The organism is Sporosarcina sp. P1 (assembly GCF_002743155.1).
GTDB classification, from domain to species: Bacteria; Bacillota; Bacilli; order Bacillales_A; family Planococcaceae; genus Sporosarcina; species Sporosarcina ureae_B.
This window is the reverse complement of record NZ_PDYS01000006.1, coordinates 127,974-143,700: the sequence shown is the minus strand read 5'-3', so window position 1 is coordinate 143,700 and position 15,727 is coordinate 127,974. Positions and strand designations below refer to the sequence as shown.

Genomic DNA, 15,727 nt, shown 5'->3' with positions numbered 1-15,727 from the left:
TTTGATCTAAATACTTTGTTTAGCTGTGTTTGAAAAACGATCTTTAGTACTAGAAAAAGAAGACGGACTACTGTTTTCTTTTTTTCTAGTGACATGATTTTTGACCACTTCAATATCAGACTTATTTGAAATGCTGTACGTACTGGGTCTTAATTTAGTAGGTGCTGAAGTGGATTCCTCCTTGATTGCAGTCACTCCTGAAATGACTTCTGTCTGTGCAATTATTTCTGCATCTACTTGCACACTTGACTGCTGAATATTTTCGGTTTTTTCAATACTATGAGAACCATTCACAGTCTGAGTATTACCAGATTGGCTTGATGAGTTCGTTTGAGATGAGCTCGCGTACTACCCGATTGAGTAATTCGAACCGTTGTATTTCCTTGTGATTGATCTGCAATGCTCGTAATATCTGTATCCGTTCGAACGCTCGATTGTTGAATGCCTTGCGCCCTCTGCACACTGTTTGAACTTCTTGTTGTTGGAGAAGTAACACCACTTAGCGGTTCGTTTGAGTGACCTGCTGCGCTTGGTGAAGAAGCGCCACCAGAATTAACTTTGCTAACCGATGAATTGCCTTGCACTTGATCAGAAACACTTGTAAGATTAGTATCCCTTTGTACACTCGATTCTTGAACGCCTTGCGTCCTCTGACCACTGTTCGGACCACCCATGGTTGGTATATCACCAGTACCACCTTGACTTTGTTGCGAAAGTGTTGCACGTTCAGCATCATTTGGTGAAGGTGCTTTTGTTTGTGTACGTGTTTCTCCTTGCTCGCTGTCCAATTGTGAGGATATACTTGCCGTTCCTATTTCATTTGTTGTGCCAGTTGCATTCGATTCACCAGATTGCTTAGTACTCGAATCACCTATACTTTTACTATTTTGAATACCTGCAATGCTACCAGAACTAGCTTTAGCAGTATTATCAGCCTCTTCACCATCTTCCTTGCTACCATTTGGTGAAGGAGCTTTTTCGTTGCCTAATCTTGAAGACTTTTGTTGTTGGAATTTTGATTCAGCAGAACCATCTTTAATTAAACTACTTAGTCCTTTACCAAGCCCCGAAGCCATTTTTCCACATGCATATGCACCCGCAAGGACTCCCCAACCATTTTTAAGACCTGCATCAATCCCGAATAGTCGTTCTACGATATTCGGTCCATCCACAACAGCTATAGAAAATGCAATTAGAGCTATCAGGTAAGGGAGGGGGGAGAGTGTACTTTCTAAATAGGCTGTTCCAATCATGTATACTTTCATTGATAAAAAAATTAGGATGGTTGCAAAGAAGGTATTCAAGATGGTTTGAATGATTTTCTTTGTTTTCTGTCCGTCATGAATATCAGCAGGTGCTACAATCAGTGCTAAAATATAGTTGAATGTCAGTTCGAAAAACAACTTGGCAAGCTTTAACGCAATCGAGAAGAGCGTAAAGGCGATAATTCCTAGAGTGACGAAAATCGTGAACCAATTAATCGAGTATCGGAAATAGTACTCGTTGTTCCACTCTAGCCCCGACTGATCAAACTTTTCTGCGCGGTATTCACCGACATTGTTAAGCGAAAGCATGTATTTTGAAATGTCTTGCCCTTCACTTGGAATGCCATCTGTATCTTTTCCATACTTTTCACTGACATTGATATTTGCAATTCTGCTAGGTGGCGTACTGTTTGGGACGGTTAGTTCAGTTGTAGACCAGTTACATTTATCAATTTCAGTTAGGTCATTTACGTTTCGTTGAATAATCGAACCACTTAAAGTTGATTCATCATTAGCGAAGAGTGATTCGACCTTTATAGCGTCAATTGCAACGTCTGTAAATTCACTTGCCTTGTCCATTCCAGTGTTTAGCGACAAAATGATGATGCAGGCTATGAAAAGATTTATGGCGATTCCTTCACGGTTAAACTTCTTTTGAAATATTAGCAAATATCCTGTATAGAGAAGGGAAAAGGCTAAAAAGATATACAGAATGGGTTTGATTGTATCGACAAAAGCTACAATCTCTGGGTGATTGTAAAAGGATTTGATCAATAATATGTCATCAGTCAAGTTTTCGAGAGCGTCAACAATCCATGCCAGACCTTGTACAAACGCCCATGCAATCCATCTGAAAATATCTGTGAAGATACTCGAAATACTAAGGTAGTCTTGGAATTCTTCAAGTTTACGAGCGATTTCTTCATTACTCATTTGAGTCACCTGAAGAGTTCGACATCATCTTCATAAAGTAAGCCAATTCATCCTGTTGCCGAATGCCTTCATATAATTCTAAATTAAATTCATCATATACAGTTCCGTCTTTAATATAGTAGATTGCATTTACGCGTGGCATTTCAGTGCGAAATGGGTTTTTACTCAATCCATCTGTGTTTTTATTTTCACCATCATTACGAAATACGTTGAATTGCAAGGCTCTTTCCTTTTTTCTAGTAACGCTTTTTGAAATTCATCAAGGAAAGTCGCATCTGTTTCATTTGTGATGATGACGAAGCCTGTTTGTTGGTCATCAATTAATTGTTGTACATCGTCAGTTGATGCAATTAGTGCTCCGTAGTTATGGCTACAACCTGATACAATCAGGATTATACTAAAAACAATAAAAGCCCATTTAATAAACCTCACTCTTTTCACTCCTCACACGATATGCTAACTTTTTTGCTAACCTCTTTTTGCTTTTGATAGCATTTCATGTGATTGTAAAACGAACGAAGCGTTGTTAAATCAACATCTGCCAAGCCCATTCAAGCGTGAAAAACGCTATCATAGATGGGCGGCATGATGTAAGTCGTTTTCCCACTATATATTTTAAAAGCGCCAACTCCATTATTATGGAGTTGGCGCTTTTGCGTCTGCTGAAATGTAAATGTTTTATATTGTAAATGGGGTAGAACGTAAGTATCCAAGAACTTGGATACCTTATAGATAAAGGTAGTGTATCTATGCGCTGAGAAGTTAAGAGATATTACGCAACTTCACTTTCGAATTGTTAGTAAAATATAAATATAGCTGTAACAGTCAATATAATAATCACTGGTAATGATAAAACATAAATCCACAGTAAATTGGAGAAGCTTTTTTTACTACTGTAACTTTTATTCTTGAAATTAGTACTGGAATTAGCAACGGATAGGGTCAAAATTAGTCCGACCACTAAAACAATGACAACAATAATCATTGTTGCAATAAGGGCTAGGTTCATGCCGTCCTCCTTTTCAGAAATGAATTTCTTCGTTCTCTACATTATGATTGTATCATATAAAGCCATTTCGAAGACCATCCAATTAGAGGTTGTCAGATCGTCAAGAATTATGTATCAATAGGTAAAACCTCTTTTGCTAATTTATATGCGGACTATTCACTACTAGATAATCTGAATGTCATAGATATTGGGACAGGTAACGACGAAACCTATTTAGTTGAAGTATAGAAAGAATGATGATGAGCACCTTCAACCATCATCCATATAAAAGGAAGCAGGCATACGATACGACATGCCTGCTTTTTTCAAGGTAATACAAAGATGTTTTTCGGGAATTTTCAGTTCCTTTTTCCTATCTTCCATAATTATTTCTGCGAATGGATAAAATATTCTGATGAAATAAGAGGAGTTTATTGATGAGTAGCCATACTTGAAGACAGTAGTGGGATTGGAGTTTCAAGTGTCCAAGTATAGATAAAGGTACCTCGGTGAAACGAACGTAAATGTTTACACATTCACGTTTGCTTCGACCTCAGGTACCTTTTAAAGTATTACTTAAATACAGTGGCCGCTTTCACAGCTTTTTGCCAGCCGCTGTAGAGTTTTTCACGTTCAGAATCCTCCATATTTGGTTGGAACGGTCGATCTATCGCCCATTGTGCTGCAATTTCTGAACGATCTTTCCAGAAGCCTACAGCAAGTCCAGCCAAGTATGCAGCACCGAGCGCTGTTGTTTCATTAATCGTTGGTCGTTCAACCGGTACATTTAGTAAATCGGATTGGAACTGCATAAGGAAGTTGTTCTTGACTGCTCCGCCATCTACCCGTAACGTTTTTAGGGAGATACCTGAATCCGATTCCATTGCATCAACGACGTCTTTCGTTTGGTACGCAAGAGCCTCTAGCGTAGCCCGTACAAAATGCTCTTTCGTCGTTCCACGTGTTAAACCGAATACGGCTCCACGCACATCACTATCCCAGTAGGGGGTACCGAGACCGACAAAAGCTGGTACGACATAGACTCCATCTGTAGAGGAGACTCGTTTTGCGTATTGCTCACTTTCGGAAGAGTTGCGGAACATGCGTAAACCATCGCGCAACCACTGGATTGCCGAGCCTGCGATAAATATACTTCCTTCAAGCGCATATTCTACCTTGCCATCAATTCCCCACGCGATGGTCGTTAAAAGTCCATTATTGGATCTCACGGCTTTTTCTCCTGTATTCATCAGCATGAAGCAACCTGTCCCATATGTGTTTTTCACCATGCCAGATTCGAAACACGCTTGACCGAATAGTGCAGCTTGTTGATCACCTGCAATACCTGCGATAGGAACCGCGTGACCAAAAAATTGTTCTGGATCTGCATACGTATAGATTTCTGAAGAAGGGCATACCTTAGGCAACATAGACGCTGGAACTCCTAGGATAGATAATAACTCTTCGTCCCATTGTAGTTCGTGTATATTGTACATTAACGTACGCGAAGCATTGGAGTAATCTGTTACGTGTGCAGCGCCTCCAGATAACTTCCAAATAATCCATGTGTCAATTGTTCCAAACAGCAAATCTCCATTTTCTGCTTTTTCACGTGCGCCTTCCACATGATCTAAAATCCATTTTACTTTTGTTCCGGAGAAATATGCGTCAATCAATAGTCCAGTCTTGTCTCTGAATAGGTCATTGTAACCGCTTTCTTTGAGACTTTCGCAAATATCCGCAGTTTGGCGGGATTGCCATACAATTGCATGATAAATAGGATTACCTGTGTGCTTATCCCAAACAACTGTTGTTTCACGTTGATTCGTGATTCCAATACCTTCAATTTGTTCAGCTGATATATTCTTTTCAGACAATACCCCGGCAATGACTGATAAAATGGAGCTCCAAATTTCATCGGCATTGTGTTCGACCCAACCGGATTGCGGGAAATATTGAGTGAACTCTTGTTGTGCAGTGTGAAAAATCTTTCCTTTTTTATCGAATAGGATTGCTCTTGAACTTGTTGTACCTTGATCTAATGCCATAATATATTTTTTAGTCATGATTTTTTCCTCCTGTATGTATGAGTAGGTTAGTCATTCGTTGTTTTTGCTGTTTGTATTTGAAGATTTGATTGTGCGACTTCTTTACGGATTGAAAACTGAGCGGCAAGAAGAATCGCGAGTACAAATGCGCCGACAATCCAAAATGTTATGCTGTTTTCATTAAGGAAAAATTGTTTATAGAATAGGGCACCGAATGTACCGCCAACTATTGGACCTACTACTGGAATCCATGCATACTTCCATCCGGATGGACCTTTACCAGGAATAGGCAAGAAACTATGGGCAATCCGCGGTCCGAGATCACGTGCAGGGTTGATCGCGTAGCCAGTTGTTCCACCTAGTGACAAGCCAATTGCGATGATCAACGCGCCAACGATTAACGGGTTGAGGCCTTCAGTAAATTCATTGGCACCAATAGATAGTAAACCAAGTACTAAAATGAACGTTCCGATTATTTCACTCGTTACGTTTGACAGTGGATTGTAAATGGCAGGTGTAGTAGCAAATACATCACGTTTAGCAGTTGGATCTTCTGTTTCTTTCCAATGAGGTAAGTAGTGGAAGTACACTATTACTGCACCTAGGATCGCGCCAATCATCTGCGCTAAAAGATACATAGGGACATCCGACCAAGGAAAATTACCAATAGTTGCGAAACCGATTGTGACTGCAGGGTTTAAATGAGCACCACTAGCTTGGCCCACTGCGTACACACCAAGTGTAACCGCAAGACCCCATCCTACAGTAATAACAATCCATCCTCCACTTTTTGCTTTGGACTTGTTTAGTGCTACACCAGCTACTACGCCACCACCAAATAGTATTAATATCATGGTTCCGATCAATTCACCTGTAAAGGGTGTCATCTATATCTCCTCCTACCCAAATTTAAGTCTGGTAGTTGAGCATATACGACGCAAAAAAAGTCCCCAATTAAATCTTGCTATGTGCAAGAACTTAATTGTGGACTCCTAAACTCAACCACTTACATTAACTTGTTTCCAAGTATAGAGTGGCAAGTTTATTCTGTCAACAATGACGCAAAAGTTCTCTATTTAAATAAAGTGTTCCCATAATTGGTTATCGGATGTTGTCACGGCTACAGCACCTGCTGCTAGTGCGTCCTCAATATGTTGTTTTGTACGAATGAGTCCACCGTTAATAATGGGAATACCTGTGCGCTCATACACTTCTTCGATGAGTTCCGGAATGACACCCGGTAGCATTTCAATGAAGTCTGGGGCAGTTTGATCAATTAGAGAATAGCTTTTTTCTAATGCGATTGTATCGAGTAGAAACATACGCTGAATAGCGATAATATTTTTAGACTTTGCTTTCAAAATCATATTGGATCGAGTGGAAATAATACCTGCTGGACGAACATCATTACATAAAAAGTCGGCTGCAAAGTTATCCGTTTTTAGGCCCTGCACTAAGTCGGCATGAATAATTAGTTTCTTGCCTCGCTTGTCTGCTTCTTGTTTTACGGTTTTTAAATTGCTGATGTGTACTTCTAATAGAACGATATATTCAAAAGTACTTTCTAAGAGTTTTTCAAATTGTTTTAGTGTACGTGCAGCTGGTAACACTTTTTGGTTATGAAAAGACATATGAAGTAACCTCCGTCTATAGATATACGTTTATATTATAGTATTTACACAACAGATGTTGACTTTCGTAACTCGTCTTCCAATTCTAACTGATAGCGTTGTTGTTCATCTGCAGACCAGTTCAACAGTTGGCCCATTTTAACTAGTACGTCTTCTTTTGCATCCTGTACATTTTTAATATTAAAGAACAAATCACCCGTGCGTCGAATGAAGAAGTCAGTCGGTTTCGCAGTCATCTCATGTTCAATCGCATAGCGTAATTTAACATAGAGAATACGTGGCATCGATTCGGATTCATCATAAGGAATTGTTAATACTTTGTCTACGTTTGAGCCATAAAGTGCAGCCAAATGTCGGCTTTCTTGTTCTGTGAAACCGAGCAACATGCCACGGTTGACAGCTTGGTTGAAGTAACGAGAGTAATGAGCAGAGCCTCCAACATCGCCACCTGAGATGGGCATGTTCTTCGTGTTAGATCGTTTGAAGTGTAATCCTTTTTCTTGTTGAAGCAAGTCGGAGATCTTATTCACTACAGTTTCCGCCATTTTGCGGTATCCTGTTAGTTTACCCCCCGCAATGGTGATCAGTCCACGTTCAGATTCCCAGACTTCATCCTTTCTGGAAATCTCAGAAGGGTTTTTACCGTCTTCATGAATCAGTGGTCGAACGCCTGCCCAACTGGATTCAACATCTTTTTCACTCACAGAGACATCGGGGAACATATAATGAATGGCATCTAAAATATATGTGCGATCTTCTTCTGTAATTTGCATCTCTTTCGGATCACCATCAAAGAATGTATCCGTTGTTCCGACATATGCCTTACCATCACGTGGTACTGCAAAAATCATACGTTGATCAGGGGTATCGAAATAGATTGCTTGGTGTAGAGGAAATACGCTTTGATCGAATACAAGATGAATTCCTTTAGACAATATTAAGTTCTTACCGTTTGAGTGGCCATCGAACTCTTTTACTTCATCTACCCACGGACCTGCTGCGTTGATGACTTTTGTCGCTTGAACGGTCATCATTTCGTTTGTGATCATGTCGCGAACTTGGACGCCTGCTATTTGGTTAGTATCATTGTAGATGAAACCTTCTGCTTTTGCATAATTTAATAAAGTTGCACCTTTTTCAGCAGCAGATTTAGCCACTTCAATCGTGAGGCGAGCATCGTCCGTGCGATATTCTACATAATAACCACTACCTTGGAGACCTTCTCTTTTAATAAGTGGCGCTCGTTGGATAGTTTGTTCAAGATTCAGCATTTTTCTTCGTTCACTGCGCTTAACACCAGCTAGAAAGTCGTATACTTTTAATCCAAGCGCCGTAGATGTAGGACCGAATGTACCTCCTTTATGAAACGGTAGTAGCATCCATTCAGGTGTTGTAACATGTGGACCATTTTCGTAGACAATCGCGCGTTCTTTGCCCAATTGGGCCACTTCTTTTATTTCAAATTGCTTCAAATAACGTAAACCACCATGTACTAGTTTTGTTGAACGACTAGATGTGCCTGAAGCAAAATCCTGCATTTCAATAAGTGCAGTTTTCATCCCTCTTGCTGCAGCATCCAATGCGATACCAGCACCGGTAATTCCACCACCTATAATTAAAACGTCAAAGTTTTCGGTACGTAACGTGTTCGCAATCTTATGTCGATCCATTGATGAAAATGTTGTCAATTCCTTCATCTCCCTTTTATAGTGGATAAGAGAACAAAAAGACCCCAAGATAGTGATTGCTTTTTATCGCAATCACTTCTTGAGGTCTTCTCAGTAACTCAAACCCGGACTATTAACTTAATTCCTATAATAACACAGCTGTCATGAAATTCAACTCATTAAATTCCGAGTCTAAAATAAATGAAAAATGAGTATTTAATGTGCATACATGATGGCGTTATTAAGCTAAACTAGCCCGAATAGCTAACACATAGTGCCTTTTAATGGAGATGGTGGTGAAATTTCATCGCATGGGCACTGGCCGGTAGTGTTGCTCCAAGTCTCTCATCGTACTCTTTGCTTCCTCATCCACTGCGTTGCTACATATTTCTCTCCGATTTCCACCGGTGCTCCGCCATGCAGCGTCAAGTCGTTCAACAGGGGATCGTTATAAAAGTACTCGAAATAAATGGCCATTCCTTTTTTTGGTGTGACGGACAGTTTCAGATGAGGGAAAAACGTTTCGCCACCTTGTTCAACATCGTTCAAGTACATGACAAGTGTGCTGATTCGATTGTTGGAGACATTGCTCGTTGCCGAGAAGAAATCATGATGTGCTTTATATTGCTGACCTGGCAGATAGTGAAGAATCTGTAGTCTTTCGCCGTGTTCGATAGGGATGTTCATAACCGCTTCAATCCGTTTTTCGATTCTCATAACCATCTGGTTGTCCTGTTCTTCAATAAACATACTGCTACTTGTTCTAATTTCGTTTTCCGCATGAACCATGCCGATTTTGGATCGTTTTAACTTGTCAGTCGACAGCCTGATCAGTTCGTCACATTCTTCGTCACTCAACATATTGCCTAAGACGACGACTAATGGATCCTCCACTTTTGCAATAATTTCGATGTCACGGTCCGTTACAATTCTCTTTCCTATATGATTAAATATCGTTTGTTCTCTATTTTCTGTTATCAACTTCGAACACCTCTTTACTAGTTTGATTTCTATAAATCAAATACAGTGTAACGTGATGAGTATACAGCCAATATCGGACTTCTCTTGAGTTTCACACATCCTCTTTGGAATTGGATTCACTATATTTTAGCATGTCGAATTAACTGACGTATATTCTGAATATAGTCAAAAAGGTAGTGATATATAACTGTTTTTTACAATCTACTTTCTTTTGCCAAAATACCTGAATAGGTAGGAGATTTGCGAATGAAGTATTAATTAAAAGAAATTTTAGCTATAGTAGTCTAACAGCATGGTGTTTGAACTTCTCTACTTCCATACTGATTCCAATCGGCCAGATAAGGACGATAGCGAGCTTTATTTTTATAAAATGGTATAAGCCGTGAAGGGTCTTCATATATTGAACCGCTCAGTCCTTAGTCTTACATATAGTTCAGTCATTTGATGGACTCCATTTAAGTGCGTTTCGCTTATGATATAGTAAAGGGGTGTGAATATGCGGAAAATACTGATAGTAATAGGTGTAATATTGTTGGGGATGGTAGGTTTTTGGGTGTATGGCTGGATGAAAACAGACCGAGTCTCCGGAGCATTGGCCATTGAAAAGGACGACGCGAAATCACTGGAAATCGATATCGATTTTGGTGCGGGCGACCTTTTGATTGAAGGCGGTGCAACGAACTGGGTGGACGGTGACATCGATACTAACGTAAAGAAGTGGCTCCCATCCGTTATGTATAAAAATAAAAGAGAAATTGGTTATGTTGAGATAGAGCAGAACATGAAAGGACTTTCTGCATTGGGCAATAAAAGAAACAACTGGAACGTTCAACTGACTAATGAAATCCCCGTTAATCTTGATGTCGAAATGGGTGTCTCCGATGCAGAACTGAACTTGTCTGGAATTCAACTCAGTCAGTTGTCAGTCGATGCAGGAGTAGGTGACACGACAATCAATTTGTCTGGTGATTGGCAGGAAAGCTTTGATGCTGAATTTGAACTTGGGGTGGGCGATGCGAAAATTCGTTTACCTCAAGAGACAGGAGTTAAATTGTCTGTTTCCAAGGGAATTGGAAGCGTAGGGACAAAAGGTTTCATTTCTAAGGGCAAAGGTGTCTATGTAAATGAAGCATACGGGAAAACGGATACTACTATTCATCTCAAAGTTGATGTGGGTGTTGGCGGAGTTGAATTCTTGCTTGTAGAATAGATGCCTTTCTCCGAAGTGTGATCGAGTAAAAATAATGTAAGATTATGTATCGTGAAAAAGTTAGTATTTTGTAATGATCCTAGCACTTGCACTACGCTTTTCAAGTATTAGAAACACATAAAACGAAAAGCTGTAATAACAAGAAACACCATAGCAGCTGTATAGGCTATGGTGTTTCTATGTCTTATGTTTTCCTCCTAGATCACTTTGAATGGAGCAAACTTCGCAAACGTCAACTGTTCTTTCGTACCAGACTATTTTTGTGAGTGTATAGAGGTTGGAGAAAAACAGAGCCGGAACTGTGGCAATAATAAAAGGAGGGACAGGCAGTGAAGATTCATTTAGTGGCTAAGGATCATTTAGAAGCAGAAGGAATTCGTTGGCTTGTTGAATCTCAAATGACCGGAATGGAACTATACAGATGGGATTCCATCGAAGAGTTTGTGAAAGAGGGTATAGACGAGTTTCCTGATTTGCTTTTATTGGATATGGACACATGGGTGCAACAAGATGATAGTTTTGGGGAGTTGCTTAGAAAAAGTCATGTGCGCTGGTTGGGTATTTCATCGGAGCGCATTTTTCAAACCGCTTACCGTGGACTTCGTTATCGAGCGGAAGATGTCTTATTCCGTCCCTTTTCACCGGATGACTTAGTGAAACATATTCAACAAATTCGCTATCTGGTAAGAAGTGAAAGACATCGTTATAGTAATGACCTCTATAATGAAGATCAGTCCATGATGATTGACTACTCGGATCTTTTTCTAACGGACAGGATGACAACCCAACCAATTACGATGATTGCCATATCAACACCTGATTTAAATAGCTTACCGCGTTTATACGATGAGTTGCATCAATTTCCATTCACAGTGGAACAACAATTATTTGCGCTGGCGGATTGTGTGTTATGTGTGCAGTATGAGGGAGAAAAGAAGTTGTTCCATGAAGAGTACCATGCATTTCTTGCTTGGTGGAAAGGTGACAAGGGAGAGTCACTTGCAATTGTCATCAATGACCCACCGTCGTTTCAAACGCTAAAAGAAACGTATGCACAGACAAAGCAATTAAAAGAAAAAGTATTCTTTGATGGTTATGATATCATTCTATCAAATAGTCAATATACAGACTGGTCTGATCTGGATCCGTTCCTTACGCCATTGGAGCAAAGGCAATGGATTGAAATGCTTGAAAAACGGGACGCAAAAGAAATACGGAAATGGCTGGAGCAAGAGTTCTTCACGTATGGAGAACCCTATCCCGACCCTGAAATGGTTCGCATCCGCCTGACTAGTGTACTGGCACAAGTACGCCGATATATGAAGTCATATAATATTCAAACGATGGAGTGGGAAGATTGTTATCATGCAGTATTTCAACAGATTATCAAGAAACCTGTTATACATGAGATCGTGCAGGAGTTGCTTGCCTTTATTACTAGGCTTCTTTCATATGGAGATGGAGATGTGCACTTGCAAACAGAAGAACGTTCCCTTGTAGAAAGAGTAAAGACGTTGATGGAATCGAATTATTGGAACTCGCAGTGGAATTTATCGGATTGTGCGGATACACTTAGGCTGAATAAAAGTACTCTCAGCCGGCGATTCTCCGCTGAATCCGGACAGTTTTTTAGAGACGCACTACATCAGGTAAGGGTTCGCGAAGCCAAACGTTTATTGAAGGAAACGAATTTGTCGTTGGAAGAAATATCGGGATTGACAGGTTACTCCAACCAAAGCTATTTCACTATGAAATTTAAACAACTTGAAGGCAGGACTCCTTCTTCTTTTCAATCGAATGTATGAAAGAACTGTACATATGTATGGTTCTTTTTTTAGTCAAGATTCGACATATTAATTGATATATAAAGATAAAATGAAATATATTATAAAATTTGAAGACGATAAAAATTGAAATAGTGCACAGATTATAAAATTATCAATAATTAGTAAATAATAAACAGAATCTTTTATGTATACTAAAAGTATAGAAAAAAAGGAGGTTGTTTATTCATGAAAACAATTGCTGACGAAAAGGTAATTCGATATAGAGGGTCTGAGTTAAATACGAAAGGGTGGCTTCAAGAAGCTGCACTTCGAATGTTGATGAATAACTTGGATCCAGAAGTGGCTGAACACCCGGAGAATCTTGTAGTCTATGGTGGAATCGGAAAAGCGGCTCGTAACTGGGAAAGTTTTGACGCGATTGTAAAATCGCTAAAAGAGCTTGAAAACGATGAAACATTACTTGTCCAGTCGGGTAAACCCGTTGCCATATTTAAATCACATGCGGATGCGCCGCGTGTTCTAATAGCAAATTCAAATATTGTCCCGGCATATGCCAATTGGGATACTTTCCATGAACTCGATAAAAAAGGCCTCATGATGTACGGTCAGATGACTGCTGGAAGTTGGATCTATATCGGTTCACAAGGAATCGTACAAGGAACATATGAAACATTCGTAGAACTTGGCAAAAAGCATTATAATAGCAATTTGCAAGGAACGATTACCGTAACAGCAGGCCTTGGCGGAATGGGTGGAGCGCAACCGCTTGCAGTGACTATGGCTGGTGGCGTATGTATCGCAATTGAAGTGGATGAGACGCGTATCGACCGTCGAATCGAAACACGCTACACAGATTTGAAAACGGATTCATTAGATGAAGCGATCCGTCTTGCAGAAGAAGCGAAAAAAGATGGAAAAGCATTATCGATCGGATTGTTAGGTAACGCATCTGACATTTTACCGGAAATGATTGCACGTAACTTCATTCCGGATATACTGACTGACCAAACATCAGCACATGATCCGTTGAATGGATATGTCCCGTCTGGCATGTCTATGGTAGACGCTGATTTGCTTCGTTCAAGCGATCCGGAAAAATATGTACAATTATCCAAAGCATCTATGGCGAAACATGTGCAAGCAATGCTTGACTTGATGAATAAAGGTTCTATCACATTTGATTATGGAAACAATATTCGTCAAGTGGCAAAAGACGAAGGTATCGGAAATGCATTTGATTTCCCAGGATTTGTTCCTGCATATATCCGTCCCCAATTTTGTGAAGGAAAAGGCCCATTCCGTTGGGTAGCATTATCGGGAGATCCGGAAGACATTTATAAATTGGATGAAGTGATTTTGAAAGAATTTAGCTATAACGAACATTTATGTAACTGGATTCGCATGGCGAAAGAAAAAATTGAATTCCAAGGATTGCCTGCCCGCATTTGCTGGTTCGGTTACGGTGAACGTGCGCGTTTCGGAAAAATCATTAATGACATGGTAGCAAGTGGCGAGTTAAGCGCTCCAATCGTCATTGGCCGTGATCACTTGGATTCAGGTTCGGTTGCTTCACCAAACCGTGAAACGGAAGCGATGAAAGACGGATCGGACGTTGTGGCGGATTGGCCTATTTTAAATGCGATGATCAACGCGGTCGGTGGGGCAACGTGGGTATCGCTACATCACGGCGGTGGAGTCGGAATGGGTTATTCTGTTCATTCGGGAATTGTCATTGTTGCAGATGGAACAGATGAAGCGGCTGCTCGTATCGAGCGTGTGTTAACTACGGATCCTGGTATGGGAATCGTACGTCATGTGGATGCAGGATATGAAATTGCTGAAAAGACAGCATTAGAAAAAGGCGTTAATATTCCAATGCTGAAAAAAGGAAATGATATAAAATGAAAAATATAGTTTGGATTAAATACGCTTCCCAGTTGGCCACGTTGGCCTCGGGGAAGCATGGTCCACGCGCGAAAAAAGATATGTCGGATCTTGGGATTATTGAAGACGGTAGTGTATGGATTGAAGACGGCATCATTCAAGCTGTAGGAACAACAAAAGAGCTTGAAAGTACGTATGGTGAAAGAGCGCAAGATGCAGTAATTGTAGACGCGTCTGGAAAGCTAGTGACTCCAGGTTTAGTGGACCCTCATACACATGTGGTGTATGGAGGGAGTCGGGAGCACGAATTTGAAATGCGTCTGCAAGGCGCCACCTACATGGACATTATGAATGCCGGTGGCGGTATTCATGCAACGACTCGAATGACAAGAGAAGCTTCGGAGGAAGAGTTGATCGAGCAAACAACGCGCCGACTTGATTCGTTCCTAGCTCATGGAGTAACTACAGTAGAAGGAAAAAGTGGTTACGGAATGAATCTAGAAACGGAATTAAAACAACTTCGTGTGATGAAAAAACTTCAAGAAACCCATCCGATTGACTTAGTTCCGACATTCATGGGGGCGCACGCTGTTCCTCTTGATTATAAAGGCCGAGAAGATGAGTTCATTGATTATTTAATCGAAACAGTATTACCGATAGTGGTAGAAGAAGAACTAGCAGTATTCAATGATGTATTCTGTGAAAAAGGTGTATTCACACCGGAGCAATCCGAGAGAATGCTGGAGGCCGGAAAGAAAGTGGGCTTGATTCCGAAAATCCACGCAGATGAGATTGAGTCCTATGGCGGTGCAGAACTTGCAGCTAAAGTAGGTGCCATTTCAGCTGAGCACTTGTTAAAAGCATCTGAAGAAGGTATACAAGCAATGGCAAAATCGGGTACAATTGCTTGTCTTCTGCCGGCGACAGCACTTTATTTACGTGAAGAAGCCGCTGCTGGAAGACGAATGATCGACGAAGGAGTGCCTGTGGCCATCTCGACGGACTGTAACCCGGGGTCTTCCCCCACGACATCGATGCCACTCGTGATGAACTTAGCTTGCATCTCCATGCGTTTAACACCAGCAGAAGCTTTGACAGCTGCGACATATAACGCAGCCTGCGCGATTAAGAGCGAGGACAAAGTAGGTTCATTAGAAGTAGGTAAGCAAGGTGATGTGGTAGTATGGGACGCAAAAAATTATCAAGAACTCCAATACTTATTCGGCGTTAACCACGTCCAGTCGGTTTGGAAAAAAGGCGTGCAGGTCGTTGGTAACGCATCAAACTAAAGCGATACGAGTAGTAAGTAAAGGATTCGTAAAAATTATGTACG

General features: G+C 40.6%; 13 protein-coding genes. 4 read left to right on the top strand and 9 right to left on the bottom strand.

Annotated elements, in window-relative coordinates; all coding sequences use genetic code 11:
• Window positions 1-6 precede the first annotated feature (6 nt).
• The 9 genes from CSV73_RS08620 to CSV73_RS08580 form a co-directional block, all read right to left on the bottom strand.
• Window positions 7-294, bottom strand: a complete 288-nt coding sequence (locus CSV73_RS08620) for a hypothetical protein (protein ID WP_099627209.1) — start codon at window positions 292-294, stop codon at window positions 7-9.
• Window positions 291-2,198 (bottom strand): pLS20_p028 family conjugation system transmembrane protein, encoded by a 1,908-nt coding sequence (locus CSV73_RS08615; RefSeq protein ID WP_099627208.1) that lies wholly within the window; start codon window positions 2,196-2,198, stop codon window positions 291-293. Before CSV73_RS08615 ends, CSV73_RS08620 begins: the two co-directional genes overlap by 4 nt.
• Entirely contained in the window at window positions 2,191-2,367 is a 177-nt protein-coding gene (locus CSV73_RS16465; protein ID WP_158232314.1) for a hypothetical protein, read from the bottom strand. Before CSV73_RS16465 ends, CSV73_RS08615 begins: the two co-directional genes overlap by 8 nt.
• Complete coding sequence (locus tag CSV73_RS08610) at window positions 2,364-2,630, bottom strand: hypothetical protein (RefSeq protein WP_099627207.1); 267 nt, start codon at window positions 2,628-2,630, stop codon at window positions 2,364-2,366. Before CSV73_RS08610 ends, CSV73_RS16465 begins: the two co-directional genes overlap by 4 nt.
• A gap of 1,128 nt (window positions 2,631-3,758) precedes the next feature.
• On the bottom strand, window positions 3,759-5,252 hold the full coding sequence (gene glpK, locus CSV73_RS08600; RefSeq protein WP_099627205.1) for a glycerol kinase GlpK: 1,494 nt from the start codon (window positions 5,250-5,252) through the stop codon (window positions 3,759-3,761).
• A gap of 29 nt (window positions 5,253-5,281) precedes the next feature.
• Window positions 5,282-6,121, bottom strand: coding sequence for an MIP/aquaporin family protein (locus tag CSV73_RS08595; protein WP_099627204.1), 840 nt, complete (start codon window positions 6,119-6,121; stop codon window positions 5,282-5,284).
• A gap of 189 nt (window positions 6,122-6,310) precedes the next feature.
• Window positions 6,311-6,865 carry a glycerol-3-phosphate responsive antiterminator gene (locus tag CSV73_RS08590; protein ID WP_085131870.1) on the bottom strand — a complete coding sequence of 185 codons (555 nt, stop codon included), beginning with the start codon at window positions 6,863-6,865 and terminating at the stop codon, window positions 6,311-6,313.
• Between the two features lie 44 nt (window positions 6,866-6,909).
• Window positions 6,910-8,562 (bottom strand): glycerol-3-phosphate dehydrogenase/oxidase, encoded by a 1,653-nt coding sequence (locus CSV73_RS08585; protein ID WP_099627203.1) that lies wholly within the window; start codon window positions 8,560-8,562, stop codon window positions 6,910-6,912.
• A gap of 315 nt (window positions 8,563-8,877) precedes the next feature.
• Window positions 8,878-9,513, bottom strand: coding sequence for a 2OG-Fe(II) oxygenase (locus CSV73_RS08580; protein WP_085131868.1), 636 nt, complete (start codon window positions 9,511-9,513; stop codon window positions 8,878-8,880).
• Between the two features lie 496 nt (window positions 9,514-10,009).
• Here CSV73_RS08580 and CSV73_RS08575 point away from each other — a divergent pair, with 496 nt between their 5' ends.
• From CSV73_RS08575 to hutI, 4 genes are all read left to right on the top strand, one after another.
• Window positions 10,010-10,723: a toast rack family protein gene (locus CSV73_RS08575; RefSeq protein WP_233202859.1), complete on the top strand. Its 714-nt coding sequence runs from the start codon at window positions 10,010-10,012 to the stop codon at window positions 10,721-10,723.
• 329 nt (window positions 10,724-11,052) lie between these two features.
• The gene (locus tag CSV73_RS08570; protein ID WP_085131867.1) at window positions 11,053-12,528 is read left to right on the top strand and encodes a helix-turn-helix domain-containing protein; all 1,476 of its coding nucleotides are present in this window, start codon (window positions 11,053-11,055) and stop codon (window positions 12,526-12,528) included.
• A 207-nt stretch (window positions 12,529-12,735) separates the two neighbouring features.
• Window positions 12,736-14,415 carry a urocanate hydratase gene (gene hutU / locus CSV73_RS08565; RefSeq protein WP_085131866.1) on the top strand — a complete coding sequence of 560 codons (1,680 nt, stop codon included), beginning with the start codon at window positions 12,736-12,738 and terminating at the stop codon, window positions 14,413-14,415.
• The gene (gene hutI, locus CSV73_RS08560) at window positions 14,412-15,683 is read left to right on the top strand and encodes an imidazolonepropionase (RefSeq protein ID WP_099627202.1); all 1,272 of its coding nucleotides are present in this window, start codon (window positions 14,412-14,414) and stop codon (window positions 15,681-15,683) included. The genes hutU and hutI overlap by 4 nt, the downstream gene beginning before the upstream one ends.
• Window positions 15,684-15,727: the final 44 nt, after the last annotated feature.

Excerpts from the sequence above, each read along its gene's own strand:
- CSV73_RS08595 (WP_099627204.1), bottom strand. The coding sequence starts at position 6,121 with ATGACACCCTTTACAGGTGAATTGATCGGAACCATGATATTAATACTA.
- hutU (WP_085131866.1), top strand. The coding sequence starts at position 12,736 with ATGAAAACAATTGCTGACGAAAAGGTAATTCGATATAGAGGGTCTGAG.
- hutI (WP_099627202.1), top strand. The coding sequence starts at position 14,412 with ATGAAAAATATAGTTTGGATTAAATACGCTTCCCAGTTGGCCACGTTG.
- CSV73_RS08585 (WP_099627203.1), bottom strand. The coding sequence starts at position 8,562 with ATGAAGGAATTGACAACATTTTCATCAATGGATCGACATAAGATTGCG.
- CSV73_RS08575 (WP_233202859.1), top strand. The coding sequence starts at position 10,010 with ATGCGGAAAATACTGATAGTAATAGGTGTAATATTGTTGGGGATGGTA.
- glpK (WP_099627205.1), bottom strand. The coding sequence starts at position 5,252 with ATGACTAAAAAATATATTATGGCATTAGATCAAGGTACAACAAGTTCA.
- CSV73_RS08615 (WP_099627208.1), bottom strand. The coding sequence starts at position 2,198 with ATGAGTAATGAAGAAATCGCTCGTAAACTTGAAGAATTCCAAGACTAC.
- CSV73_RS08590 (WP_085131870.1), bottom strand. The coding sequence starts at position 6,865 with ATGTCTTTTCATAACCAAAAAGTGTTACCAGCTGCACGTACACTAAAA.